This window comes from Anabaena lutea FACHB-196 (genome assembly GCF_014698305.1).
Lineage (GTDB): Bacteria > Cyanobacteriota > Cyanobacteriia > Cyanobacteriales > Nostocaceae > Anabaena > Anabaena lutea.
This window is the reverse complement of sequence record NZ_JACJST010000006.1, coordinates 110,962-136,280: the sequence shown is the minus strand read 5'-3', so window position 1 is coordinate 136,280 and position 25,319 is coordinate 110,962. Positions and strand designations below refer to the sequence as shown.

General features: G+C 38.4%; 24 protein-coding genes. 12 read left to right on the top strand and 12 right to left on the bottom strand.

Annotated elements, in window-relative coordinates:
• Positions 1-5: 5 nt before the first annotated feature.
• On the bottom strand, positions 6-1,214 hold the full coding sequence (locus H6G59_RS08850) for an XRE family transcriptional regulator (RefSeq protein WP_190713497.1): 1,209 nt from the start codon (positions 1,212-1,214) through the stop codon (positions 6-8).
• A gap of 189 nt (positions 1,215-1,403) precedes the next feature.
• Between H6G59_RS08850 and H6G59_RS08845 the strand changes: the two genes are divergently transcribed.
• Genes H6G59_RS08845 through H6G59_RS08835 form a run of 3 tightly spaced genes read left to right on the top strand, consistent with a single transcriptional unit; the run spans position 1,404 to position 2,129 of the window.
• On the top strand, positions 1,404-1,571 hold the full coding sequence (locus H6G59_RS08845; protein WP_168646016.1) for a hypothetical protein: 168 nt from the start codon (positions 1,404-1,406) through the stop codon (positions 1,569-1,571).
• Entirely contained in the window at positions 1,568-1,756 is a 189-nt protein-coding gene (locus tag H6G59_RS08840; protein ID WP_190713494.1) for a hypothetical protein, read from the top strand. The genes H6G59_RS08845 and H6G59_RS08840 overlap by 4 nt, the downstream gene beginning before the upstream one ends.
• Positions 1,749-2,129, top strand: a complete 381-nt coding sequence (locus H6G59_RS08835) for a hypothetical protein (RefSeq protein ID WP_168646018.1) — start codon at positions 1,749-1,751, stop codon at positions 2,127-2,129. The genes H6G59_RS08840 and H6G59_RS08835 overlap by 8 nt, the downstream gene beginning before the upstream one ends.
• 248 nt (positions 2,130-2,377) lie before the next feature.
• On the opposite strand, the gene H6G59_RS08830 is transcribed toward H6G59_RS08835, so the two are convergent.
• The 4 genes from H6G59_RS08830 to H6G59_RS08815 all read right to left on the bottom strand — a co-directional run bounded on the left by H6G59_RS08830 (position 2,378) and on the right by H6G59_RS08815 (position 5,512).
• Positions 2,378-4,183 (bottom strand): AAA family ATPase, encoded by a 1,806-nt coding sequence (locus tag H6G59_RS08830; RefSeq protein WP_190713492.1) that lies wholly within the window; start codon positions 4,181-4,183, stop codon positions 2,378-2,380.
• Between the two features lie 84 nt (positions 4,184-4,267).
• Positions 4,268-4,813 (bottom strand): GNAT family N-acetyltransferase, encoded by a 546-nt coding sequence (locus tag H6G59_RS08825; RefSeq protein WP_190713490.1) that lies wholly within the window; start codon positions 4,811-4,813, stop codon positions 4,268-4,270.
• 20 nt (positions 4,814-4,833) lie between these two features.
• On the bottom strand, positions 4,834-5,265 hold the full coding sequence (locus H6G59_RS08820) for a PIN domain-containing protein (RefSeq protein WP_190713488.1): 432 nt from the start codon (positions 5,263-5,265) through the stop codon (positions 4,834-4,836).
• On the bottom strand, positions 5,258-5,512 hold the full coding sequence (locus H6G59_RS08815) for a YlcI/YnfO family protein (RefSeq protein WP_190713486.1): 255 nt from the start codon (positions 5,510-5,512) through the stop codon (positions 5,258-5,260). The genes H6G59_RS08820 and H6G59_RS08815 overlap by 8 nt, the downstream gene beginning before the upstream one ends.
• Before the next feature lie 303 nt (positions 5,513-5,815).
• On the opposite strand from H6G59_RS08815, the gene H6G59_RS08810 reads away from it, so the two are divergent.
• The gene (locus H6G59_RS08810) at positions 5,816-8,563 is read left to right on the top strand and encodes a M16 family metallopeptidase (RefSeq protein ID WP_242038829.1); all 2,748 of its coding nucleotides are present in this window, start codon (positions 5,816-5,818) and stop codon (positions 8,561-8,563) included.
• A gap of 687 nt (positions 8,564-9,250) precedes the next feature.
• Here H6G59_RS08810 and H6G59_RS08805 read toward each other — a convergent pair.
• Together H6G59_RS08805 and hemJ are read right to left on the bottom strand one after the other, a co-directional pair.
• Positions 9,251-10,111 carry a DUF6671 family protein gene (locus tag H6G59_RS08805; RefSeq protein WP_190713485.1) on the bottom strand — a complete coding sequence of 287 codons (861 nt, stop codon included), beginning with the start codon at positions 10,109-10,111 and terminating at the stop codon, positions 9,251-9,253.
• 57 nt (positions 10,112-10,168) lie between these two features.
• Positions 10,169-10,762, bottom strand: a complete 594-nt coding sequence (gene hemJ, locus H6G59_RS08800) for a protoporphyrinogen oxidase HemJ (protein ID WP_190713483.1) — start codon at positions 10,760-10,762, stop codon at positions 10,169-10,171.
• 485 nt (positions 10,763-11,247) lie between these two features.
• On the opposite strand from hemJ, the gene H6G59_RS08795 reads away from it, so the two are divergent.
• From H6G59_RS08795 to H6G59_RS08785, 3 genes are all read left to right on the top strand, one after another.
• Positions 11,248-11,430, top strand: coding sequence for a CsbD family protein (locus tag H6G59_RS08795; protein ID WP_190713481.1), 183 nt, complete (start codon positions 11,248-11,250; stop codon positions 11,428-11,430).
• A 139-nt stretch (positions 11,431-11,569) separates the two neighbouring features.
• Positions 11,570-12,007, top strand: a complete 438-nt coding sequence (locus H6G59_RS08790; RefSeq protein ID WP_190713479.1) for a hypothetical protein — start codon at positions 11,570-11,572, stop codon at positions 12,005-12,007.
• A gap of 23 nt (positions 12,008-12,030) precedes the next feature.
• Complete coding sequence (locus tag H6G59_RS08785; protein ID WP_190713477.1) at positions 12,031-12,552, top strand: hypothetical protein; 522 nt, start codon at positions 12,031-12,033, stop codon at positions 12,550-12,552.
• A 1,169-nt stretch (positions 12,553-13,721) separates the two neighbouring features.
• Here the strand turns inward: H6G59_RS08785 and psaB are convergent.
• Positions 13,722-15,950 (bottom strand): photosystem I core protein PsaB, encoded by a 2,229-nt coding sequence (psaB, locus tag H6G59_RS08780; RefSeq protein WP_190713475.1) that lies wholly within the window; start codon positions 15,948-15,950, stop codon positions 13,722-13,724.
• Positions 15,951-16,141: 191 nt separating this feature from the next.
• Positions 16,142-16,279: a hypothetical protein gene (locus H6G59_RS08775; RefSeq protein WP_190713473.1), complete on the bottom strand. Its 138-nt coding sequence runs from the start codon at positions 16,277-16,279 to the stop codon at positions 16,142-16,144.
• Between the two features lie 371 nt (positions 16,280-16,650).
• On the opposite strand from H6G59_RS08775, the gene ndhI reads away from it, so the two are divergent.
• Positions 16,651-17,262: an NAD(P)H-quinone oxidoreductase subunit I gene (ndhI, locus tag H6G59_RS08770; protein WP_190713673.1), complete on the top strand. Its 612-nt coding sequence runs from the start codon at positions 16,651-16,653 to the stop codon at positions 17,260-17,262.
• A gap of 356 nt (positions 17,263-17,618) precedes the next feature.
• On the opposite strand, the gene rpe is transcribed toward ndhI, so the two are convergent.
• A complete protein-coding gene (gene rpe / locus H6G59_RS08765; protein WP_190713472.1) occupies positions 17,619-18,326 on the bottom strand; it encodes a ribulose-phosphate 3-epimerase in 708 nt (235 codons plus the stop codon).
• Positions 18,327-18,414: 88 nt separating this feature from the next.
• Between rpe and H6G59_RS08760 the strand changes: the two genes are divergently transcribed.
• Positions 18,415-20,013: a S8 family serine peptidase gene (locus tag H6G59_RS08760; protein ID WP_190713470.1), complete on the top strand. Its 1,599-nt coding sequence runs from the start codon at positions 18,415-18,417 to the stop codon at positions 20,011-20,013.
• Between the two features lie 760 nt (positions 20,014-20,773).
• Positions 20,774-20,986 carry a proteinase inhibitor I4 serpin gene (locus tag H6G59_RS08755; protein ID WP_190713468.1) on the top strand — a complete coding sequence of 71 codons (213 nt, stop codon included), beginning with the start codon at positions 20,774-20,776 and terminating at the stop codon, positions 20,984-20,986.
• A gap of 34 nt (positions 20,987-21,020) precedes the next feature.
• On the opposite strand, the gene H6G59_RS08750 is transcribed toward H6G59_RS08755, so the two are convergent.
• Positions 21,021-22,196, bottom strand: a complete 1,176-nt coding sequence (locus H6G59_RS08750; protein WP_190713466.1) for an AI-2E family transporter — start codon at positions 22,194-22,196, stop codon at positions 21,021-21,023.
• 264 nt (positions 22,197-22,460) lie between these two features.
• Between H6G59_RS08750 and H6G59_RS08745 the strand changes: the two genes are divergently transcribed.
• Both H6G59_RS08745 and H6G59_RS08740 read left to right on the top strand, forming a co-directional pair.
• Positions 22,461-22,847 carry a hypothetical protein gene (locus H6G59_RS08745; protein WP_127054764.1) on the top strand — a complete coding sequence of 129 codons (387 nt, stop codon included), beginning with the start codon at positions 22,461-22,463 and terminating at the stop codon, positions 22,845-22,847.
• A 294-nt stretch (positions 22,848-23,141) separates the two neighbouring features.
• Complete coding sequence (locus H6G59_RS08740) at positions 23,142-24,575, top strand: LCP family glycopolymer transferase (RefSeq protein WP_190713464.1); 1,434 nt, start codon at positions 23,142-23,144, stop codon at positions 24,573-24,575.
• A 131-nt stretch (positions 24,576-24,706) separates the two neighbouring features.
• Here H6G59_RS08740 and H6G59_RS08735 read toward each other — a convergent pair whose 3' ends face one another.
• Positions 24,707-24,859, bottom strand: coding sequence for a nicotinate phosphoribosyltransferase (locus tag H6G59_RS08735; protein WP_127054761.1), 153 nt, complete (start codon positions 24,857-24,859; stop codon positions 24,707-24,709).
• Positions 24,860-25,319: the final 460 nt, after the last annotated feature.

The following is a 25,319-nucleotide window of genomic DNA, read 5'->3' as shown; positions in this document are numbered from 1 at the left end:
TAACCTTACTTCCCAGTAGTTTGGATTTGACGCAAATCAAAATCCGTGTCTTCTTCCATCATTCCGCTTGAATATTCCCGTAATGCTTCGGCAATACGACGGGCTTCTAAGCGGTCAACATGGAGGAATTCAGCAAAACGCCCTTCAGTAATTAGGGCTTGATCTAGTGCTTCAATTGCTAAGTGTTGATAATGTAAAGGCATCATATCAACCCTTTGCGGGATTTGTTCTAAACCTAGTTCTTCTTGTACCTTTCTAACTTTTAAACCTCTATCTTGCAATTTATCCCAAGTTCCTGAAGGCAAAAGTTCCATTTCTTCTAAGCGATAAACTAGGGCTTCAACAGAAACGCCATAGTAATGCGCTAGTGTAAATAAATTAGTCGGTGTGAATTTGCCATGAGTACGGTACATATCATTAAACCGCTTCAACAATCCACTGGTAGGCATCAAGAAATATTTGGGGAAAGTTTCTGCTAGTTGCTCACTTTCAGGATATCGTTGATATTGACCATCAAAATGAAACTCTGGTTTTTGCCGATGCGCTAAAAAGTGCAGATATCCATGCGCCATTGACCAGCGTCGGCGCTCCTCTGGATGATTGGCATTAATAGCCATACAACCGCCAACTTGCTCGTTATAGCTATACACTTCTGAGTATTTTTGCGGCATCTGCAAATAGAAGATTCGTAAACCCACATCTTGTTCTAGGATGTCCCGCAGTTGGGAAATAGGGGCATCTCCTAAACCCAGCCGTTGACGTTCTGCTACTGCTATACTTTCCGCAGCAGATTTGATCGGCATATCAGTTACTTGATACTCAAGAGGATAGTTTCGCGGTATTGGCGCATCCATGATTTTCTCAAGTTCTAGGTAATTTTGACATAATTCCTCTAATTGAGAGATAAATGGTTCAATTTCTGCTTGCTGTTCTTGACTGCGCTGATAAGCAGCCCGGAACTGTACTTCAAGAGGTTGCACTACGGGGCGCGATCGCACAAATTCACTTACAGAACGTCCGTAAGCACGGGCAAGTTTAATCAGTTCATTGGCTTTGAGGCGACGTTCTCCTTTCTCAATTGCAATCATGGTAGTGCGTGCAGCATCAATAATCTTGGCTGCATCTGCTTGAGTCATGCCGCATTTTTTACGGGCTTGTTGCAGGAGTTCACCTAACGTCCGCAGATCAATGTTATCCAGGATATTGGTAGTCATGATGTTTTTGATAATGTCAGGTATTAATTATATTATTTTAGCTATAATGTCAGGTTTTGATATGGTTGACAAGTAGATTACCTGTTAATATTATATTTACAAGTGCCTCACCTGTAACTACTTTAATTCATTATTAGTCAATCAGACTAATAAGAACGATAATTTAGGAGTAGTGAATCATGGTTAGATATGCCTTCCAAAAAACCGCAAATGACAATTCGTATAGAAGAGGATGAATATAAATACTTAGAAGATTGGGCTGCTAGAGAGTTTCTCAGTGTTCCGCAATTGGCTAAGGTGATTGTCAAGAGAGCGATCGCCGAAAACAAAAAGTCTCAACAAGTAAAATCACCATGACAGAAGACGAAAAAATTTCCAGACACGCAGCTACAGACAGAGATAAATGTCAGGAAATGGCTGATAAATACGGATGGGAATTATTGAAAGTAGAACCTACTAATAATAAAATTCTCAAAGTTGATTGTGTGTTTGAAGGTGAAACAGAATTTCCTAATTATCATGAGGAATCAGAAAATGAGTAAATATATTATTTTTAAAGCAGATAAAGGACAGTTAGAAAACTGGGAAAAAATGTTACTATCTCATACTGGGGCTTGTACTGATATCCTAGCTGAACATTATGATGGTTCTAAAAAGCCTATTCCCGAACCAGGTTATAGACTCAAGGAATTTTGTCAAATTGAAGAATATGTAGATCCTGAATTTCCAGGTGCAAGTACACATTATAGAATTGGTGATTGGGAAGTTTCCAAGGTAGAAGAATATGTACCCGATTTACCTGTGGGTACTTTTGAATCAGTAGTTATTTGTTATTGTCGTTATTCTCCCATCAATACCCCATTAAAACCATTACCAAAAATCCAAGTATCCCCCAGTATTAAAATAGAAGCGTGAATAGAAACTTGTGGGAAATTGTAGGTAAATGAAGTAGAAAGTAGAAAATTTAAATCAAAAATCAAGTATCAAACAGATTTTACTTCTGACTTCTGCTGTGTATAATTAACTATTTATATAGCAATCCTACCTTAAATATGAGAAAATATGTAGATAAAAATCCTTATTTTATAAGCTTTGTAGGCTTATTGAAATCTCACGTATCATTTAGGATTGCTATAGCTGATAATTTCTTCATCAAAATAAACTTATTCCAATATTTTTTCGATTAGTTCAAATACATCTATAAAATTTTCAAAATCTTCTCGTGTGCCATATTCGCATAACCAATTGCAAAGATTTTTTTTCTCATCTTTATTTACTTCCCACTTTTCTGGAACAGTTACTTTTTCACCTCTTTCAGTTTTTTGATATTCTTCGGTTATGTCAATGAAAGCTGGTTTTTCTTTTAAGGCTTTTTCTAAAGATTCTCTCTTAAAAAGATTTTCAATACCTTTTTTGATGGGATTGACATCTAAACTACGCATAGTTCTACGAAATACATTCCCTCTATTATCTGTTTTTTTCTGAATGTCACAATCATAAAGTAAAAGGATTTTCTGTGGGGTAATTTCAGCAAGCTTGCTATCAAAATGTTTCCACACTTTGTCAATACTTCCAAATCCACCAGAATCTTGTAGATTTAATTTTTCTAAAGTATCTTTTTTGCCACATAAATCAGCCGCTTTTTTCAAATATCTAATATCGTAATCACCTTCTACAAATAAAACTGGTTTATTTGATTTCTCAACTTCTGTCTTTATATCTTCATCATATTTTTTTGTGGCTTTGAAAAACGAATAAGCTTTTTCAAATTCACTAAATTGTTCTGAGGTAATTTCAATACCTTGTGGTAGTTGAATAATCTTAAAGCCATCAGTTCCTAATTTTTCTTCAAGTCCAAGTATGAATAAAGGAGAGTGTGAAGTAATAACGAACTGAATACCTGGGAATAGGCTTATAAGTTCTGGAAGAATATTTCTTTGATGCAATGAATGAAGATGTATGTCAATTTCATCAATAACAACTAATCCACGAATTTTATCAAGACTCTCAAATTTAGTTAAAGGGCATAAGTCATAATCACGCAATATTGTTAGAAAGAGATTTAGAAGTGCTGTTTCTCCAGTAGAAAGCTGGAATATGTTTGGTACTAATTGTTTTTCATCATATATCAATTCAACATTTCGGAAATTTCTCTTTCCCATACCAAATCTGAGATTACCTTCTTTTTGAAAAAGCTTTTTTAAAACTAGCAAAACAGAATTGTATATATTTGTACCTTCTCCAACATAACCCATAAAAATTGGAAACGTTTGTTGAATAGGTAAGACCGGAAGTAATATATTTTGAACATTAATTTCTAATACATTTCTATCATAAAGAATATCAAGTAACCAATTTTTATTGATGTTTAGTGGCGAGTAATTGATGATTTTTCGATTTAAGAATCCTTGTATATGTATAATATCTGAAAAACTAGCCTTAGAATTTAAATGATCCCAATTTAGCCATGCAGGCTCCTCAAATCTATTCGCTGGAAAGTAAAGCAAGCAGTTTCTATTATAAAGGTCTTCTAATTTTTTGATTTCTCTGTTAAAATTAGCATATAAAAAACTACTTTCGTTTTCAGGTATCTGATTCCATTCTTTATGAATTGGAGTTATTCCATAAATCTCTTCAAGTTCTTTTCTTGTTCGATTAAGTTGCCATTCAAAACAAGTGAACTCTTCTTCAAATTCTATTTTTCCGAAAGAATATGTTGAGCCAATTTTGATATAACTTGGACTACGTATTTTATAGACTTTACCTTTTTCAACCTCACAATTATCAAAAAGTTCCTGTTGAGTAGATAGAAGGGCATTAACAATATAGGAAAGAAAAATACTTTTTCCTGAACCATTTTCACCTACAATAATTACAGGTTTTGGCTGAGAATTTTTATTGAATGGTAACTCAATCTCTAAGCGGTCTATAGGACCAACATTTTCAAGTTGAATTTTATTTAAGTACATATCTTTCTTTCGATAACTAGTATTTGTACTAAATACTCAGAGTAGCACCTTATTCCGGTAATTTTATAAACAGATTTATTATCTTTACCATTCTTCACGCAAAATAGCAAACCACAACTCATCTACCCACTCACCCTTAAACCACAAACTCTTGACAAAATGCCCTTCCTGTCGCATTCCTAAACGTTCTAAGAGTCGAACAGATGCAATATTTGCCGAGTCGCAATTTGCCCGGACACGATGCAATTTATACTCTGTAAATAAATATGCCAATAAACAGGTTACGGCTTCTGTTGCATAACCTTTTCCTTGATACTGACGTGACAGGGTAAAACCAATTTCTGCCTGTTGTCCATCTTCAGCTAAGATACAAAAAGCACAATCTCCAATTATTTCATTTGTGCTTTTGAGTGCAATTCCTAATTGATACCATTCACCTAAAGTCCCTGGTTTTGCCTGTTGCATATATTCTAGAAACTCTCTGGCCGCTGTTTCTGGGTAAGGTATATCCCAACTTTGATATTTAGCGACTTCAGGATCATTGCGATAAGCAATAAAGCTGTTGATGTCTTTATCTTCAAAATTACGCAGTAGTAACCTTGGTGTTTCTAAGATAATATTCCCGTTCATTTATCTATGTAAAAATATTGCTATATCTCCTCTATTTCTCGCAAATAATCAGGTTTAGGTGTGAGTTGTCTAACCAGTGCAGCGTCCGCTGTCCAAAACTCAGCAGATTTCATTTCAGCACACGCGAGAAATGCGGCATCATCAAGGGTAGATAAACTGTATTTTTCGGCAATTTCCCAACTTTTTACCCTGATTACTTCATCTTCAATGTAATCAATGGGAAGTTCACAGAAGTCCTCAAAAAAATCTTGTGCTTCCTCCTTAGTTATGACTCCTATGCGGGTTTTCTTACGTAGTACAAAGCCAACTTCTACCCAAGCAAAGGCGGGAGTTACTAAGCGTATATTTAAGCTCAATGCTTCTGTTACTAGAGTTCTGGCTTGAATTTGATAAACTTCTGGGACAAGGTAAGGAATCCAAACACTGGTATCTATGCACAAAACTCTATTCACGTCGGTCTTCACCCTCTCTGAGACTGCGAATCATATCTGTAGAAGTTGGTTGGATGCCGGTTTTCGCTTTAATGGTTTCGCTACGGGCAATAATTCGTTGATGTGCAGCCCATCCTCTTCTACGTCTTACCTCACGTTCTACAGCCTCAACGATTAAATCATTAAAAGATTCCTTATCTTTCTTGAGTTTCCTGGCTTTGGCAAGTAATTCAGAGGGAAAACGGATTGTTAAAGCTTCGCGTTCCATAACATTGCTTGCAACCAAATATGGATATCACTTATTGTAACTAGTTTATTCCTCTTCACATCAGAATTCCATGACTACACTAGAGGAATGGGAAAACTTGCTTAGTAGGGTGGGTAAAGCCCAGCGTAACCCATATCCCCTAAATTGATGGTGGGTTACGGACTACCGTCCTAACCCACCCTACGATTTTTGGGTAATTTATTTTTTGGTGTTCCCTAATAGCGTCTGTCCATTTGTATCAATTTTAATGTGAAACGGTATTACTCCATATTTCAGGGTTTTGTTGTCTCCAATTCACCGCTTATGAAACTACGTTCATATATGTTTTTAGGCTTGTTTCTCAGCCTTTTCCTGAGTATTTTGCCATTTTCCGGGAACGTCACTAATGCTGCTACACCAGCAGTACTCTCTTTTACCCAAGGGGTACAAAAAACGGTGTTAGAAAATGGCTTAACTGTACTCACCAAAGAAGTGCATACTGCACCTGTGGTAAGTGTGCAGGTTTGGTATAAAGTTGGTTCTCGCAATGAAGGAACTGGAGAAAGTGGTATTTCTCACCAACTCGAACATTTAATGTTTAAAGGTACTTCTGACCGTCCGGTGCAATTTGGCAGGTTATTTAGTGCTTTGGGTAGTCAGTTTAATGCTTTTACTAGTTTTGATGAAACTGCTTATTTTGGGACGGTGCAGCGAGATAAGTTAGAAGCACTGTTGACTCTGGAAAGCGATCGCATGAAAAATGCTTTAATAGGCTCAGAGGAACTCACCAGTGAAAAGCGTGTAGTCATTTCTGAGTTACAAGGATATGAAAACTCACCAGAATATCGTTTAGATCGAGAAGTCAGAAAAGCCGCTTTTCCTAACCGTGCTTACGGTTTACCCGTGGGAGGCACAAAAGCAGATGTTGAAAAATTCACAGTTGAACAAGTACGCAATTATTACCAAACTTACTACAGTCCTGATAATGCAACTTTAGTAGTTACAGGCGATTTTACCACCGAACCGACACTGAAATCTATCCAAGCGACTTTTGGCAAACTACCAAAAGGGAAAAAAACGACTGTGAAAGTTTCTCCTGCTGTGACTGCGGTGAGTAGTCCTCAAAAAGCGCCAATTGTTCTCAAACAACCGGGAAGCGCAGCATTACTACAAGCAGTCTATCCGTTACCAGATATCAAACATCCTGATGTTCCCGCAATTGATGTCATGGATGCGATTCTCACAGGTGGACGTAGTTCTCGTCTGTATCAAGCCGTGATAGAATCTGGCTTGGCTAGTTCAGTCAGTGGTAGCGCTGCGGAACTGATAGAACCGGGTTGGTATGACATTAGTGCCACAGCTGCACCCGAACAAGAAATCAGGAAAATTGCGGATGTGATTCAGCAATCTTTGACAAAATTACAACAACAACCTGTTACTTCAGAAGAATTAAACCGAGCTAAAACCCAATTGCAAGCTAGTTTTATTTTGAATAATCAGGATATTAGCAGTCAAGCTAGTCAATTGGCATATAACCAAGTTATTGCTGGAGATTATCATTATATAGAAAAGTATTTGAGTGCGATCGCTCAAGTTACTCCCCAAGATGTCCAACGAGTAGCCAAAACCTACCTCAACCCAGCAAAACAAACTATCGGTTTCTTTGAACCCACTCAAGCAGATGGTCAACCAGGAACTTCTAGTGGTGGTGGTCGGACTACGGAAAACTTTAGTCCAGGTCAACCGGTAGACCCCGCAGAATTAGCGAAATATCTGCCACCGACAACATCAGCTACCAATTCTAATCAACAATCCTTACCAGAACAGTTTACCTTAGCCAATGGCTTGAAAGTACTGCTTTTACAAGATCGTAGCCTTCCCACCATTAATATCAGTGGACAAATTAACGCTGGTAATGAGTTTGATAATAATCAAAAAGCAGGTTTAGCGAATTTGACTGCTACCAACTTAATGAATGGTACTAAAACTCAAGATGCTCTCACTTTAGCGCAGACATTAGAAGACAAAGGAACTGAGTTAGATTTTAGTTCTAGTCGTGAAGGTGTGAGTATTAGCGGTCAAGGATTATCGACTAATTTACCACTACTGATTCAAACCATAGCAGATGTGCTGCAAAATGCCAACTTCCCTGCTGACCAATTAGAACTCAGTCGTCAACGAGAATTAACCAGTCTTCAAGTACAACTAGATGACCCCAGAGGAATGGGAAGAAGAGTATTTCAGCAAGCAATTTACCCAAAAAATCATCCTTTCCATAGTTTCCCCACAATTGAGAGTTTACAGAATATCACTCGTGAAGATGTGGTGAGTTTCTATCAACAACACTATCGACCTGATGCTACAACAATTACTTTGGTCGGTGATTTTGAACCAACACAAGTTAAATCCTTGCTAAATAAAGCTTTTGGTCAATGGATTGCTGAGGGTAAACCACCAGTGCTGAACCTCCCATTTGTAACATTTCCATCCAATTCACAACAATTAAATACAGTAATTCCTGGGAAAACAGAGTCTGTTACATATCTAGGATACAACGGCATTTCTCGCAAAGATCCGCGTTTTTATGCTGCACTTATCCTTAATCAGATTTTGGGTGGTGATACCTTATCGAGTCGGTTAGGAACAGAAGTGCGCGATCGCTTGGGTTTGACTTATGGTATTTACAGTGGCTTTGCTGCGGGTATTAATCCTGGCCCATTCGTGATTTCCATGCAGACAGCACCCCAAGACACTCAAAAAGCAATTTCCAGCACCCTAGCTTTACTGAAACAATTTCGGGAACAAGGTATAACTGAAGCGGAATTTAAGACAGCTAAACGTTCTCTTGTCAACAGTTATCCTGTAGATTTAGCTAGTCCTAGTCAAGTGGCCAGCATCATTTTAGAAAATGCAATTTTGGGATTATCCACCGCAGAACTCCGCGAATTTCCCCAGCGTCTTCAAGCAGTAACCATGACTCAAGTGCAGAAAGCAATTGCAGAATTAATCAAACCAGAAAACCTGATCATTGTCACTGCTGGTCCCGAAAATACCACCACCCAAGGTAGTTAATGTTCACTCCTCGACTATCATGAGGTTTTCAAAGCCTCTTTCTTGATAAGAGAGAGGTTTTTGAGTTAATTTTATGATTTTCCAAATATAGCAACCACTTTCGTGGTTAGGACATAAACTGACGATAAAACTTAGACACCAAGATAATTTTCAGACTTTTATCTGTCACTTCCTGTCACCTGCTATATTTTCATAATTGTATAAGTATTTTTATACAATCATCTTCTTCTTGATCAATAATTTCTCTATCTAATGGAGGAATGAAGATACATAGCATAAATACTAAATAATTAACTATTCCGATCACCTGACGAAGTTTAACCCATTTCCCCTGTTGATATCTGACAACGGGGGAATTTTTTTTAAATTATACCAAATCGCCATATTAATAATAAATTTATCTGTCTAAAGGAAGACTGGATATGGAGAGATTAAATATTAAATATTAAGTAGCCCGATTACCCTACCGGACTTTAGCTTCAAACCTCCTCTTGTTATTAACCGTTCAGGAGGAGGCTTTATTAAAGCCCCGATCAGATTTATTTATTATTGTTCCCTATTTTTGATCATCATGCTATATCTTAGTGCAGGTATTTATAGCATTTCCCAGTCTAATGAAGTACAAAATTATCTGCGCTGCGTTTAATTATTACTGCTTGTACCTCATGACAATGGAAATTGCTATATCTAAGGATTGCAATAATTACACAAACCAGGATCAGCAAAACTTATCCCATCAGGAAATAACTTTTGTTCCATGAAATTACATTTTTTGCATTGGTAAACTACCGCACGAATCAACGCAGTAGGTTGATGACAACTTGCACAAGGCAATCCTTTGAGAGTTTCAGTTATAGTAAATCCAGGTGTAGAACATTTTGAACAGCAGCTATTAATTTTATTTAGTAAATCTTGAGTAGCTTTTTCTATATTTTTCATCCGCTGAGGATTATAAAGCGCCCTCATATCTGTTTCTATATGCAACTTGCCATTAGCTGAATTACTCAAAGCGAAATTTACAGACTCTCTCAATTTATCCCCAGTATTAATACCTTTAAGAATTTCAGGAGTCTCATGATCTGATTTTTTAAAACTAATTACTAAACCATGTTCAGGAAAACCAACCTTTAGCGCAAATTCTTCTGCTTCTTGTAAGTTTTTAACAACCTGATAATTAAAATTAGTGTCTGTTGAAAATACCTCACCAATAATTTCTAAATCATTCTCTTTATCTAAAAAAACAATAACTTCTCTGTTAGCATAAATATAAGGAAAACTAGGATGAGGTGCAAAACTACCTTCACTAGCTATCCCCAAAGTTTTTCCTGTAATTTCAATAGCTTTCTCAGCTTTTAATTTAGCCGCTGCAATTTGCGTTCCTGGGCGTTTTATATCTCTGGTAAAAGTACCAAAAGCATCAGTATTAAAATCTTGGGGTACAATGACTTGAATTCCTAATGCTTGCTGTAAAATAGGGGCAATTACTTTTTCTTTATGGTGCATTGTTGCTAATACAGCCACACGATTATTAAATAATTGCTTGATCATCTTTATTTTTAACTCCTTTATCCTCAAAAGTAGGGTGGGAATTACCCACCACTTATCTTAATTTTGTGCTTGGGGAACTTGATTGACTTGACTTAATTCAGCCATCAACTTTTCCTTATTGCGTCTGCGGATTTTGGCGTACATCTGAATACTCGCAGCCATGAAAATCACTAAACCAAAAATTAACCAAGCAGTGAGGTCTGTAGGCAAATTATTCTTAAATATAGCCAACATCACAATCACAACTAACAAAAGAGTTGGTGCTTCATTTAAAGCCCGTAAATGTTGACCACTCCACTTACATTCATCTGTTGCTAATTGCTTCATCAACCTACCGCAATAATGATGATAGCCTATTAAAATGGCAACAAACCCTAATTTAAAATGTAACCAGGGTTCTTTTAACAAATCTGGGTTGGTAGAGAGGATACCAATAGCCATTGCTATCGTCACAAACATCCCTGGAGTAGTAATAATGTCATAAAGACGCTTTTCCATAATTTGATACTGATTTTTCAGTATCGTTTTTGCTGGTTCTGGTTCCTGGTTGGCTTCAACGTGGTAGATAAACAGCCTCACTAGGTAGAATAAACCCGCAAACCAAACCACAAAGCCAATAATGTGAAACGCTTTAAACCATGAATAAGCCATGAATCGTAACCTACCTTTCTGCAATTGTCCTAACTCTCATTATCAGGTTAGGAGGCTTTGTGGCAAGGATACAGATAGGTTAATTTACATTTTGCAGCATAACTAGGGCGATTATAAATTACAGGACTTACCCACAAGTAAGGTCAAAACTAACCACAGAGGATACAGGAAAATAAAAGTTTGAGAGATTTTTTGCGTAATTCCTAAATCATTTACGTCACGCTTAGTAGGATTGTAATGATAATTTTATGGCTTAAGCAACCTCTAAAAAAATGATTTTTAGTTCATCAAATAGAATATCTAGGAATCCTAGATATGGTGGGCAATGCCCACCCTACATATTATAATTTGAAAATTAAATAGTAGTTATATATCTATCTTTTTATATAGATAATAAATCTACTTTATGTACCTTATGACGGAAGAATTAAACCAATGGTTAAGCTAACTTATAGGAGTAAGTTAAGTCACAGAGGAACATTCCAATGAGTTTAGAAGAACGCGCAAAAGCCACAGCTAAAAATATTGAAGGGAAAGCCCAAGAAGCCGTAGGAAATGTCACTGGCGATCCAAAAGATCAAGCTGAGGGTCAAGCAAAACAGGCAGAAAGTCAAGTAAGACACGCTGTTGAAGATGTGAAAGATAGTGTTAAGAAAAACATTGATTAGATAAATAATATAGTTCGTAGTTGCAGTCGCAAAGCAATTACGAACCATAAAGGGCTGCGGAGATATTTATCTAAATTACAGATTCCTTAATTTAGGGATTGTTAAATGTAATGTGCTTTATTTATGAGGAGATAAAAATATGAATCGGCTTCAGCAGAGTCGTCAAATATTGATTGCTTTTGTCTTGATTTTAGTAGTGACTTTAACTACTGCTTGCGGCGGTGGAACAACGACATCTGACCGCGCAAATGCCCCAACAGCCATTGGTAGAGATGTTACTTATGCAGAATTACAGCGTGGTAATACTCCAGGGGGACAGAGTTTTGGTAATTGGGTTATCCAAACTTCTCAAGGATTAGTTCAGGATGCATACGTCCGGGATAATAATAAACTAGCTGTTGTGATTTCTCCTCAAGTTCGTCCTAGTGATGTCAAACCATTAGCAACATCTTTAGTTCAGGGTTTTCGGAAAAACTTCCCCAATCAAGACTTAAAAGTTTTAGTTTATGCTGCTGACAAAAAACTGATTTTGACTGCTGATTATGATCGGCAAACTAATCAAGTTAAGTACAGTTAATTGTAATATAGGAGATTAATAAAGTGACAAGTAGTGAACAATATAAACGGGAAATAATGAAAGATTTGGCTCAGGGTGATGTCGAATCTTTAGATAATATTTCCGCCGATACAACCAACGAATATCAAACTTTTGATGATTTTGCCCAACGGACAACAACAGATCAACGTCGGCAATTATTTGACCAATCTTTACATCCAGAACGCATCCCTACGAGCCAAATGGAGCCAGAATTACAAAAGGCAATTTCTCAAATTAAACCCAATGAACGGGATGATGTAGCACGCGCCTTTTTCAAACAATTAAAAACCAGAGGGTTCGACGAAAAACGTTTAGAACAACAGTTGTCTCTCTCTACTCATAACTCTAATCGCATGACTGCTGATGATGTAAGTAAACTTGCATCCTTTGCTTATCACAATCACCCCGATATTTTCCGTGAAGTGTTAGCGGAGCAACCTGGTATTCTCAAGTTCTTCAGTAATCCTGTTGTGGCAGGAATTATCGGTATTGCAGCTGCTAAATGGTTGGGTAGTCGGAAGTAATAATGTAGGGTTGTAGGGTGGGTATTGCTCACCCTAAACTCTGATCTCGAAATTATCGTTACTTAGGGCAGAAAAGTGGTTCTTGATTTTTCACTCTCCTAATATTGGTATTATTTTCACATTTTACTTTTATAACATCTCAATATTTTCTTTAAATTCGTTATAATACTTATACGAACTTTCTTTAGATACTGCATAAGTTTTTTCAAAATTTGATATAGTAAAATTTTTTGTGAATTGCTTAGATACCGATTCTTTTTATCTTTTCTTCGCCATGCTTGAATACTTTTTAATCTATTTTATTAATGGAACTCATAACAATAATTTTCAGTTTTTATTACAGGACTAAGAGTGATCGCTGTTTGCAAATACTAATTTCCGAGAATGTCTAGTACAACACGGCGTAAGTTAAGCAACCATTAAAAATACTGAAAAAGTCTGTTTAATCTACTTTTTTAATTTTTATTTGTTAATTTTTAATTCCGAGAAAGCGGTACTAGCATTAAATAATTAAGTTGGCATTTCCTTAAGCGGTATTATATTTAAATACAATTTATACTAAATTATATCAGCTTACCCATCTTACAAATAAGTAGTCGTGCAAAATATATCTTATAGTTATAGCCGTGGACAGGGTGGTTAGGACATCAATTGATAATGAAACTCCCACTACAAGAGGGTTTTACTCCTGAACCGATAGCGCAGCGTGGCGTAAGCCATAGGTCTGCGAAGCGTCTCCTGACTCCTTAGTTAGGAGAGGTAACAGGGAATAGGGAACAGGTAAGGAATACAGACATTTGTAAGTATTCAGGATAGAGAATACTCCAAGTCATGAGAATAAAGGCTTTTTTAGTCAACTTTGATGATTTTGATAAAATCTCACTTCTATCTATTCTTCATTTCATAAGCATTCTGACTCCTGACTCCTGAATTCTTACAGACATTTTTATTTTCAATCAATATGTTGTACAATTAATTTTGCGTGGGTACTTACTTATATTTATTCAAGATTTAAAGTTTTATCGTCAGTATTCAGTTAAAGAAATTCAAAAATTACCAAAGCAGACAGAAAGAAGAAAAATTTATTTTTTGTTCAAAAAAATTCCCCCTCAATCCTTTGCAGTTAGAGGAGGAATATTACAAAAAGGTCAGAGGAACTCTTAAAAATTTCATCCGAATTTACCGGCGGTTGCGGCTATGAGGAATGCGGCATAGGTGAGGACATAACCAACTGTGAAGTGAATTAAACCCACTAACCAACCTTGGACGATAGACATAGCTACTGGTTTATCCTTCCAGTAAACTAAGTTTGCCAAGGGAGTGCGTTCGTGCGCCCATACCAGAGTTTCAATCAACTCTTGCCAGTAACCACGCCAGCTAATTAAGAACATGAAACCTGTTGCCCAAACTAGGTGTCCAAACAAGAACATCCAAGCCCAAACAGAGAGGTTACTTGTACCGTAGGGGTTATAACCATTGATTAATTGTGCAGAGTTAGCCCACAGATAATCACGGAACCAGCCCATCAGGTATGTGGAATTTTCGTTGAATTGGGCAACGTTACCTTGCCAAATGCCTAAATGCTTCCAGTGCCAGTAGAATGTTACCCAACCGAGAAGATTTAACATCCAGAAAAAGGCGAGGTAAAAGGTCTGTTGCCAAGAAGAAGTTTGACAAGTGCCACCACGACCTGGACCATCACAGGGGAAGTTGTAGCCGAAGTCTTTTTTATCGGGCATCAACTTAGTACCACGGGCATCTAATGCACCTTTCACACAAATTAGTGTAGTGGTGTGCAGGCCGAGAGCGATCGCATGATGCACCAAAAAGTCCCCAGGGCCAATGGTCAAAAACAGCGAATTAGTACCGGAGTTAATCGCATCTAACCAACCTGGTAGCCAGACGTTACCGTGGTTTGGCCAAGCTGTATAGGCAATACTATCTGGATTAGATAACAATGTATCCATACCATAGAGCAATTTACCGTGAGCAGCTTGGATAAATTGAGCAAACACCGGCTCAATCAAAATTTGCTTTTCAGGCGTACCAAAGGCAACTACAACGTCATTGTGGACGTATAACCCCAGTGTATGGAATCCCAAAAAGAGCGACACCCAACTTAGGTGAGAGATTATCGCTTCTTTATGCTGAAGAACCCGTTCCAGGACATTACCTTTGTTTGTCTCTGGGTCATAATCCCGCACCCAGAAAATCCCCGCATGGGCAAATGCGCCAATCATCAAAAACCCAGCAATGTACTGATGGTGAGTATATAGCGCCGCTTGGGTTGTGTAATCCTTGGCGATAAAAGCATAAGGCGGCAACGAATACATATGCTGTGCCACCAGAGAAGCAGCAGTTCCCAAAGCCGCTAGGTGCAGACTCAACTGGAAGTGGAGAGAGTTGTTATAGGTGTCGTACAGTCCTTGGTGGGGGAGGTTAAATTGACCTTCGGTTTGGATACCAAAGAAATTTTTGGCATTGAGCATTTCCTTGATACTATGACCAATCCCGAAGTTAGTGCGGTACATATGACCGGCAATAATGAAAATAACAGCGATCGCTAAATGGTGATGCGCCATATCCGTCAACCACAGCGACTCTGTTTGCGGATGGAAACCACCCACAAAAGTCAAAATTGCCGTTCCAGAACCTTGAGAAGTCCCAAACACATGATTTAATGTATCTGGATTTTGGGCATAGACACCCCAGTTACCCATCCAGAAAGGAGTCAACCCAGCTGGGTGAGGCAAAGTAGTCAGAAAGTTATCCCAGCCAACATGAATACCACGAGATTCGGGAATAGCAACGTGAATCAAATGGCCAGTCCAAGCCAAAGCACTGACACCAAATAAACCTGCTAAATGGTGGTTGAGTCGAGGTTCAGCACTTTTAAACCAAGCCAAACTAGGGCGGAATTTAGGTTGCAGATGTAACCAACCAGCAAACAAAAACAATGCTGCTAACAATAATAGAAACACTGAACCTATATAAAGTTCACTGTTTGTTCGCATCCCAATTGTGTACCACCAGTGGTAGACACCAGAATAAGCAATGTTAACTGGATTGTTTGCACCAGCTTGACTAAAAGATTCTATAGCTGGTTTCCCGAAGTGAGGGTCCCAAATTGCATGGGCAATAGGGCGAATATGCAGAGGATCTTTAATCCACTGTTCAAAATTCCCTTGCCAAGCAACGTGAAACAAAAGACTAGAAGCCCAGAGAAAAATGATTGCCACATGACCGAAATGAGTAGCAAAAATCTTTTGGTAAAGATTTTCTTCAGTTATGTCATCATGGACTTCAAAATCATTACCTTGAGCCATCGCATACCAGAGCCGCCTTGTCGTTGGATCTTGTGCGAGATCTTGGCTAAATTTTGGATATCTTTTTGCCATGTATTGTCATCACATCCTTTTCAAATATCAATGCAATTCTGGTTTATAGGAGTAATTAAGAATTTAACTACTGATACTTCCATCACACCAGGGGAATAAATAAAGATTAAAAATATTTTTCATAAGATATAGCAGGTGATAGGGGACAGGTGAATTTTGACACAGTTGAAAGAAAATCTGTTCCTATAACACTACGGATTAATAATTCCGTAATAAATTGCAGCCACAAACAAAATAACCGAAAAAATGAAGATAAAACCATTACGGACTAAGGGAGATTGTCGGTTTTTATCAGTGATCACCTTATGATTTTCGTGTTTTTGATTCATAGAAGTAGTTTTTCTTAAGGACTGATGCAGAAACTATATTAAACTCTCATGAATCCGTGATTTCTACGTCTTCTGTTGTACACCTTCAGCTTCTGTAATGAATACGGTTTTCTCACTATATTCGGTTACTTTTGTTGCCCAATTAACTCAATATTGTCTGCTTTTTGGGTTGGCTTTATATTGCCATAGTCCACATAGTCCAAACCTTTGCTAATTACTACATCATTCTGAAGATAGATTTAATTTACAAATCATTGCCGCCAAAAAAATTAACCTTAGATAACTATCAATTCCGCCAATTGGTAGAAGTTACAACTAACAGCAGCTATTACCGTGCAGGTATTGTATTTTTGGTGAAACTTAGATTTCTCATGTTTAACTTTCTCAAACAAATTGGTGATTACGTCCAAAATAGCGTCCAAGCCGGTCGATACATTGGACAAGGACTATCAGTAACTTTCGACCACATGAGCCGTCGTCCCATAACTGTTCAATATCCTTATGAAAAACTCATTCCCTCGGAACGCTTTCGAGGACGGATTCATTTTGAATTTGATAAATGTATTGCTTGTGAAGTTTGTGTTCGCGTTTGTCCGATCAACTTACCAGTAGTAGATTGGGAATTTGACCAAGCAGCCAAGAAGAAAAAACTCAATCATTACAGTATTGATTTTGGAGTTTGTATTTTCTGTGGTAACTGTGTAGAATTTTGCCCAACCAACTGCATTTCCTTTACTGAAGAATATGAACTTTCTGTTTATGAACGCCACCAATTAAACCTTGATAATGTGGCAATGGGAAGATTACCTTACAAAGTCACTGATGATCCAATGGTGACACCTTTAAGAGAATTAGTTTATTTACCTAAAGGTAGTTTAGATCCTCATAAAATTGCTGCTGATGCTCATCGCGTAGGTCTATTTCCTGCGGAAATTTTGGAGCAAGCTGTAGAAGATAGCAAAGATATAGCAGGTGACTCTTGACAGGGTTGAAAGCATATTTGGATCTCAGTCTTATCATTAGTTTATGTCCTAACCACCTGGGCAATTGCTACACCAATGATTAAAAAATAAAAGAAAATTTCCTTAATTAAGATTAGCTATGGAACGGTTAGCGATCGCTTTGTCTGTGCTAATAGCATCCCTAGTATAGGAATAATATTTGATTTTTGAAAAATGTTAAGTAGTGTAGGGTGGGCAATGCCCACTCTACGTATATTTCAAAAATCAAATATTAATTCTATATCTGTACTTCATAGCAGCAGGAAGTGCTGTAAAATAAATCCCCGACTTCCCAAAGAAATCGAGGATTTAAGTTTTACTTAATTAGCAGTTTTAAATTAAACAGCAGCTAATTCTGGAGTCGGACGCTTGCTGTTACGGATATTGTGAATCGCCTCAGCATAATCAGGAGCATTGAATACAGCAGAACCCGCTACAATAGCATTAGCTCCTGCTTCCAAAACTTGCCAAGTATTATTAGCTTTGAGTCCTCCGTCAACTTCAATCCAAGGATCTAAACCGCGTTCATCGCACATTTGACGCAACTTGCGGATTTTAGGAATTACGCTAGGAATGAAGCTTTGACCACCAAAACCGGGGTTAACGCTCATAATTAGCACTAAATCGCACAATTCTAGGACATATTCAATTAACTCTAAAGGTGTACCCGGATTGAGTACAACTCCAGCTTTCTTACCGAGTTCTCTGATTTGTCCGAGGGTGCGGTGCAGGTGAGGGGAAGCGTTGTGTTCTGCGTGTACGGAAATAATATCAGCACCAGCCTTAGCAAAACCTTCTACATACTTTTCTGGTTCCACAATCATCAAGTGGACATCCAGAGGCTTGGTTGTGACTGGACGAATCGCCTCTACAATCAGGGGACCTATCGTAATATTAGGTACAAAACGACCGTCCATTACATCAACGTGAATCCAATCTGCTCCGGCTTTGTCTACGGCGCGAATGTCGTCACCTAACCGACTAAAATCGGCTGATAGGATAGATGGAGCGATAACTATAGGCTTTTGAGATGAGTTTTGGGTCATGGCTGGTGGGTTTTTAAGCGTCCTCGTCTGTAAGCATTGTAACAAAATATGGACTTTTTGGTAATTGGTAATTGGGGAAGAGGTGACTATGAACAAAAAACTAACTTGGGTAATTTGGGGTTTGGGTGTTTCCTGTTTGAGTTTGCCGGTATTGGCTGCTATCAAGTTTGGTAGTTCTTTGGGAATTAATGGTATTGATGCGCTGAAACTACATCAATCTCCCTACAATTTAGCTGGTCGAAAAATTGCCATTGGTCAAGTTGAAATTGGGCGGCCAGGAATGTTTGGTTGGGATAAAGCAGTATCTAAAAACCGGGCTTTAACTCCAGTGGCTGTATTTTTACGTAATGCACCAGCTAAGTCAAATAGCGGTGTTGACCCCCATGCTTATAATGTTGCTGCTGTGATGGTGAGTAAAGATAAAGCCTGGCCGGGAGTGTCTCCAGAAGCGCGATTATATTCTTCTGCTGTCGGTTCTACAAAAAATATGGGTCAACCAGAAGAGTGTTTATCAGCGCAACATATAGCATTACAAAACGGTGGGGATGTTCGCGCTATTAACTTCAGTTTTGGCGAACCTCTCAATCGTGACCCCAGACCAGAAGCTATTTTGGATGGTAAAGCTTTACTCACTTTATGTATTGACTGGTCTAGCCGTGTTCATAATGTGCTGTATGCGATCGCAGGCAATCAAGGCAAAGGCGGGATTCCCATTCCTACAGATAATTTTAACGGAGTCAACGTCGCTTTTTCATCCCGGAAAGGGGGAATTTTTAATAAAGTCGATGTTTCTAATCTGGCAGGTAAAAACCAAGGAGTGGCCGGCCGTCTAGTAGGGAAGGAGTTTAATATTGATGGACGCACGGCTATAGGTTTGGTTGCACCTGGTAGTAATATTCCTTTACTTAATCCTGATGGCAAGTTGAATAAATCTACTGGTACAAGTTTTGCCGCACCTCATGTTACAGCGACTGTTGCTTTATTACAGGAATTTGCTGACCGCCAGTTAAGAACAAAACAACCTCATTGGAGCATTGATTCCCGGCATCATCAAGTCATGAAAGCTGTATTAATGAATTCCGCAGACAAAATCCAAGATAACGGTGATGGTTTGCGCTTAGGAATGACCCGGACATTGATTGATAAACAAAATCAAGATTGGTTAGCTTCAGATGCTAACAAAGATATCAAAATTCCGTTGGATGCTCAAATGGGAGCAGGTCATCTAAATGCTTTTCGTGCTTATCAACAGTTTAGTCCTGGTCAATGGCAATCTTCAGAATCTATCCCCGCCATTGGTTGGAATTATAGCACAATTAATGCTAATTCATCTAAAGAATATGAGTTAGCAAAACCTTTAAAACAGAATAGTTTTGTCGCTATTACCTTAACTTGGGATCGGTTAGTTGAATTAGAAGATAAAAATAATAATCAACAATATGATGTCGATGAAAATTTTCAAGATAGGGGATTAAATAATCTTGATCTCTACTTAGTAAAAGCTGATGCTAAAAATTCAGACTCTGGTACTATTTGTTCATCAATTAGCGAAATTGATAGTACAGAACATATTTTTTGCCCAGTTCCTGCTACTGGGAATTATAAAATTCGGGTGCAGTTTCGGCAACAAGTAAATGAAGCCAGTCAACCCTATGCTTTAGCTTGGTGGACTGTACCCGCAAATTAATACAGCAGCTTTTATCTGAATTATTTGTTGTCTGAATCAGGATTTACAAGATTTACAGGATGAAGATTAGAAATTTAGGAAATTGTCTGAATCAGGATTTACAGGATTTAAGGATTTGCAGGATGAAGATTAGAAATTTATTACCTTTTTATCAGGTACATCTGGCTTTAATAGTGCGAGCGTGAATGTCAACCTGTTTGGTGGTAATTTCTTGTTTAGTTAATAGGTGGTTGATAATTTTGGTGGGTTACGCTTTCGCTTTAGCGTTCGCACAGCGTGTGCTTTGCACTTAGCCATGCCCGCAGGGCTATACCCACCCTACACCTACTACGAATTATTTTCATCCTGTTCATCCTTAAATCCTGTTCATCCTGATTCAGACAACTGATTTGAATGTTAACTTGACGCTTAAAGAGGAAGAGAAGTGTTGACATTGAGTTTTAGATGTGTTATGCTAAAATCGATAAGGAAGAACTATCTTGTAATAAATTAGCAACAATAAAATCCCCGATTTACTGAAGAAGTCGGGGATATGAATTTTGTTGATAGAATTTTCATCCTGCAAATCCTTAAATCCTGTCAATCCTGTATCCCTGACGGGAGACGTAAGCCATTTCAGACAGATGTATTGGGCGTTTTTTAGCTGTTACCAAAACTGTAACCAGGAACTGTTTATCTGCCGACAAATGCGATAGTGAACATCTGACATATGATGAACGTCTAACTTGATAGACAGATGAAACCACAAATGAGGTAGCAGATGACCGGGCAGAAGTTTAGAGATGTACAAGAAAATTTCTTACAAAGACGTTACGGTGTTAGTCTAGGTAGACGCTACGTTTTAGCCGCAGCTAGTGTTGTGTTGTTGGGTGTATTGGGGTGTTCCCAAGTTGATAGTACAAACAATTTAATGACTAAATCTCGTCTACCTAGTTCTGAGTCTCTGTTGTCAAATGAGAACAATCAACAGTAGTTTTCTCCTGCTTAAATTTTGAATTTTGAATTGCTTAGGGTAAAGTTGCTTCCGAAACGCTGAGGGAATTTTGAGCTTGAGTTTGGGTAGATGCTTCTGATGTCATGGGTGCAACTATTTCCCCTGAACAGGAATCTTCTGTATCGATACTCATGACGGGAGGACGGATGGCGCTAATAACTGTCTTAATAACGACAGCACAAGGAACCGCCACAATTACGCCCAAAAGTCCGCCAATTCTCGCACCTGTCAACACCGAAATTAGTATCCAAACAGGATTTAAACCTGTAAAACTCCCTAAAATACGGGGTGCAATGATATTTTCGAGAATTTGCTGCACGATAACTGCGGCTAATAAGACTTTCGTCCCCATCCCAAAATCTTGTAAAGAAACCAACAAAGTTGTCAAGGCGATACCCACAGAACCGCCAAAGGGAACAAGAGCCATCAGGCCAATAGTCAAGCCAAATAGTAGCCCAAATGGTACCTTCAGCCACAAAAATGTGGGAATGAGGGCAGAGGCCATACAGGTAGATAAAATTAATTGGGTGATAAAGAAATTTTGAAAGCTCAGGCGTACTGTTCTCGAAAAAGGGTCACGAAATTTAGAAGGTAGCCATTCGACTAAGCTTTGCCAGAGTTCTCCGCCGTGCTGTAATAGATAGAAAGTCAAAACCATTGTTAGCAGGAAGTCTAACAAGCTGGTGAAGGTGACTACAGCCAGATTTAAAACTTGTCCGGCGATGGCTTGCAATTGACCCTTGACGCGATCGTTAATTTGGACGACGATCGCATCAAGGTTTATCGGTAAGCCCATGCTTTCGGCTTTTTCGTTGAGAATCATTAACTGCGATCGCCCCGAGTCAATCAATTCTGGTAAGCGGGCTACCAGTTGTTGGGCTTGGGTAAGTGCTAGAGGAAAGAGGGTGACACCCAGCGCTAATAAAATGGATAAAGCTAATAAAAATACTAAGATAGCAACTTGTTCTCGTCTAGCACCGTGGCGTTCCATCCAACTCACCGGGTAGTTGAGCAGAAATGCTAAAACTGAGGCTCCGACTAAAATGACTATCAAAGAATGGAAATAATTGAAAATTGCCGAGATAGCCCAACCATTGAGAAATAGTAACGGAGTGAAGAGCGCGATCGCCCCGATTCGCGCTATTGGTGTAAGTGTTTGCCACCAGTCGAGTAGCTTGCGTGTCTGCATTTTCAGCTGATTGCGGGATAGAACTAAGTTGAATTCTTCTTTACAGACTATTATCTCTAACTATATGAATGTGATTCATTTCCCTAGTTTATCTAGATAGTACAGAAATTCAGGAGTGCTACTTCGTGGAAGTTATCCTCAGGGAATTTTCTGGACTCTTTGACCATCTAACGTTATGGTAAAAAACCCAAACAAGGGGTTAAAACCCAAACCCAAAGGCATTCTGGACTGCTCCTTTCCTTCTTTAAGATTAGACTAACCACTATGGACAATCTACCACCAATTGAAAATTACTCAAATTCTGAAGACACGGCCACCTCTAAAAGGCTGCTGTTTTTATATTTGATTCCAGTTCTCGGCTTTTTTCCCTCTCTATGGACTCTCTATCGTCGCCAGGGTAGCAGGGAACAACTGGCAGTGAGCCGCCTGTCCATTACTTTAAGTTTTACATGGATGTTAGGGTACTTATTTTTAATGACTGGGGCAGCAACTTCAGATTTTTTTACACTGCGGTTATTAATCCTTAACAGCTTTTTTACATCTGGTTACTTTTTAGTGAGTGTTTGGTTAATTTTTCGTCTCATCCAAGGGAAGTCTTACAGATTACCAGGATTTAGCAATTTAGCCGAACGAATGCTACGTAAGTACTAAATTTTAATTTTGATTAGTTGAGAAGCTTGTGATGATTTTTACTCAAGATACACGACTTTACAGTTAATCTGCCACCAGCTTTGGTCAAATGTGGTTTATTATTGCCATACTTCAATAAACATCTCCGGATTAGCAACAAATATCCAGAAAGACCGCTATAGGTCTTGTAGTTTCTACCCTCGCAAAAAAGTCAACATGGTGAATTCTGAGTTAGCTATTATGGTTTGATTTGTCCACATATTATATAGAGTCTGCACATTTAGGGTATTTTATTCAGTCAGTGTGAGGAAGTTTGTGACTAGTCAAAGAACATCAGCAGAAAATAACAAATCAGCGAAAACCAAATCCAGGGGCAAAAACTTTCGTAAGTCAAAATCTGGGCGTTGGCTATGGTTTGCGGTGGGGATGAGCGGGATTGCCATGGTGTCAGGAATGGCGGGGGCATTGTTAGCAGTTTCTTGGGACAGTACGCCTTTGCAGCAAGCCCAGTTGACTGCAAAGGAGGCGGCAGTATTTGATGGCGATCGCATTTCTGGTAATGGATTCCAATTTTCTCAATTAACTCGCCCTGTGAATATCTTAGTTATGGGTATGAGTGTACTGCCCCCAGATGTGCAGAATCCCCCATCTGATAGCAAAGCACTCAGTTATTTACCCCAAGTCAATTCCTTTGACGGTCTTGCTGATGTCATGCTGTTGATCAAATTTGATCCAGAGACCAAAAAAATCGTCATGCTTTCCATTCCCAGAGATACCCGGACAGAAATAGAAGGGCATGGAGTGAAAAAAATTAACGCCGCTAATGTGGATGGAGGTCCTGCTTTAACTGCTAAAACTGCAAGTAATCTCCTGGGTGGAGTGGGGATTGATCGTTATGTCCGCATTAATGTTTTGGGAGTTGGTAAGCTAATTGATGCGTTGGGTGGGGTGAGTGTCTACGTTCCCAAAGATATGAAATATAAGGATGATTCCCAACATTTATATATTAATTTAAAGGCAGGTAAACAGCATCTCCAAGGCGATCAAGCATTACAATTACTTCGCTTTCGTCATGATGAACTGGGCGATATTGGCCGGATTCAGCGCCAGCAAATGGTATTACGTGCTTTAATTGAACAGAGTCTTAACCCAACGACACTCACTCGATTACCTGAAATTCTTAATACTGTTAAAGATAATATTGACACTAACTTAACAGTTGAAGAATTAGTGGCATTAGTCGGTTTTGGTTCACGAACTAATCGCTCTAATATGCAAATGTTAATGTTGCCTGGTCGTTTTAGTGAGAATGGTGAGTATGATGCCAGTTATTGGATACCACAGAAACGAGCGATCAGGAAAGTAATGATTCAGAATTTTGGTTTAGAATCGTCATCACTTGAATCACAAATCACTGATCCTGCTAGTTTGCGTGTAGCAATTCAGGATAGTACTGATGGCGATAGCGAAGCGCGACCTAGGAATCGCTCTCAGATTCGTCCCTTAATTGCAGCGTTGGAAAAAGCCGGATATCGCAACGTCTTTATCTCTAAATCCTGGGGTGAACCTCTAGAAACTACTCACATTATTGCCCAACAAGGAGACAGCGACAGCGCTGAATCAATTCGTAATATCTTGGGATTTGGAGAAGTGCGGGTAGAAAGTACTGGTAATATCGGCTCAGATATTAGTATTCAGGTGGGTAAAGATTGGTTGCAAAACAAAGCTCTTTTTGAGACTGGTAATTAGGTAATAGCTAATGAATAATGGGAATAAACCCAACTAAACCAATTATCTTTAACAGCAAAAAGGCGTGAAAGTTGTCCTCACGCCTTTATTTTTATCACTTCTAAAAATGTTAATTATTGCTAAGTAAATATCTACCAAGACTCTGCCCTACCTCTCTTGTAAGGATCACCCGTAAAAGGTTGAAAACCAATTATAGGATAGGCATCATCATTAGGTCCAAAAATCCGAATTACCGCTTCAGAAATAAACTGAGTTATACTAGCCAGAATTTTGAAGATAGCCATAATATTGAAACCCCTTTTTTATTCGCTTGAGTGGCGATGTCTATACTGTAGTTCCGTTATTTTCCAACTGCTCATATTTGCAATATATTGATAATATCCGCAATGTTTTTTTAGATGTCTTTGCAATACTTTATTTTATTTTATAGAGAAGTCAACATACTCCCTTTGAACAAAAAGTGGAACAATTTCTAGAACTGTCTGTTGCCTATATTTATCGGATAAAAAATAATTCGTAATCCGTAATAGTGCTAACCGCAGATATAGACACCCTACGGATGTCTTGTCAAAGAATACGCAGTTAAATTATTTTTAATCACTATTAAGAAATGTAAATTAATAGCTAGTTACAGATTAGTGTCCTGTAGACATAGGTCTTCATGGCATTTTTGACTATTAATTACACCAAGGCTTGACATTAATTATGGTAAGTTCTACCATAATAAAAAGAAGCACTCTTTGT

What these genes read in the sequence shown, in the direction of transcription:
- H6G59_RS08825 (WP_190713490.1), bottom strand. Translation starts at nt 4,813, where the DNA reads ATGAACGGGAATATTATCTTAGAAACACCAAGGTTACTACTGCGTAAT.
- ndhI (WP_190713673.1), top strand. Translation starts at nt 16,651, where the DNA reads ATGTTTAACTTTCTCAAACAAATTGGTGATTACGTCCAAAATAGCGTC.
- H6G59_RS08760 (WP_190713470.1), top strand. Translation starts at nt 18,415, where the DNA reads ATGAACAAAAAACTAACTTGGGTAATTTGGGGTTTGGGTGTTTCCTGT.
- H6G59_RS08850 (WP_190713497.1), bottom strand. Translation starts at nt 1,214, where the DNA reads ATGACTACCAATATCCTGGATAACATTGATCTGCGGACGTTAGGTGAA.
- H6G59_RS08815 (WP_190713486.1), bottom strand. Translation starts at nt 5,512, where the DNA reads ATGGAACGCGAAGCTTTAACAATCCGTTTTCCCTCTGAATTACTTGCC.
- H6G59_RS08790 (WP_190713479.1), top strand. Translation starts at nt 11,570, where the DNA reads ATGAATCGGCTTCAGCAGAGTCGTCAAATATTGATTGCTTTTGTCTTG.
- H6G59_RS08805 (WP_190713485.1), bottom strand. Translation starts at nt 10,111, where the DNA reads ATGATCAAGCAATTATTTAATAATCGTGTGGCTGTATTAGCAACAATG.
- H6G59_RS08745 (WP_127054764.1), top strand. Translation starts at nt 22,461, where the DNA reads ATGGACAATCTACCACCAATTGAAAATTACTCAAATTCTGAAGACACG.
- H6G59_RS08830 (WP_190713492.1), bottom strand. Translation starts at nt 4,183, where the DNA reads ATGTACTTAAATAAAATTCAACTTGAAAATGTTGGTCCTATAGACCGC.
- H6G59_RS08845 (WP_168646016.1), top strand. Translation starts at nt 1,404, where the DNA reads ATGCCTTCCAAAAAACCGCAAATGACAATTCGTATAGAAGAGGATGAA.
- H6G59_RS08795 (WP_190713481.1), top strand. Translation starts at nt 11,248, where the DNA reads ATGAGTTTAGAAGAACGCGCAAAAGCCACAGCTAAAAATATTGAAGGG.
- H6G59_RS08840 (WP_190713494.1), top strand. Translation starts at nt 1,568, where the DNA reads ATGACAGAAGACGAAAAAATTTCCAGACACGCAGCTACAGACAGAGAT.
- H6G59_RS08835 (WP_168646018.1), top strand. Translation starts at nt 1,749, where the DNA reads ATGAGTAAATATATTATTTTTAAAGCAGATAAAGGACAGTTAGAAAAC.
- rpe (WP_190713472.1), bottom strand. Translation starts at nt 18,326, where the DNA reads ATGACCCAAAACTCATCTCAAAAGCCTATAGTTATCGCTCCATCTATC.
- psaB (WP_190713475.1), bottom strand. Translation starts at nt 15,950, where the DNA reads ATGGCAAAAAGATATCCAAAATTTAGCCAAGATCTCGCACAAGATCCA.
- H6G59_RS08750 (WP_190713466.1), bottom strand. Translation starts at nt 22,196, where the DNA reads ATGCAGACACGCAAGCTACTCGACTGGTGGCAAACACTTACACCAATA.
- H6G59_RS08735 (WP_127054761.1), bottom strand. Translation starts at nt 24,859, where the DNA reads ATGGCTATCTTCAAAATTCTGGCTAGTATAACTCAGTTTATTTCTGAA.
- H6G59_RS08755 (WP_190713468.1), top strand. Translation starts at nt 20,774, where the DNA reads ATGACCGGGCAGAAGTTTAGAGATGTACAAGAAAATTTCTTACAAAGA.
- H6G59_RS08775 (WP_190713473.1), bottom strand. Translation starts at nt 16,279, where the DNA reads ATGAATCAAAAACACGAAAATCATAAGGTGATCACTGATAAAAACCGA.
- H6G59_RS08810 (WP_242038829.1), top strand. Translation starts at nt 5,816, where the DNA reads ATGAAACTACGTTCATATATGTTTTTAGGCTTGTTTCTCAGCCTTTTC.
- hemJ (WP_190713483.1), bottom strand. Translation starts at nt 10,762, where the DNA reads ATGGCTTATTCATGGTTTAAAGCGTTTCACATTATTGGCTTTGTGGTT.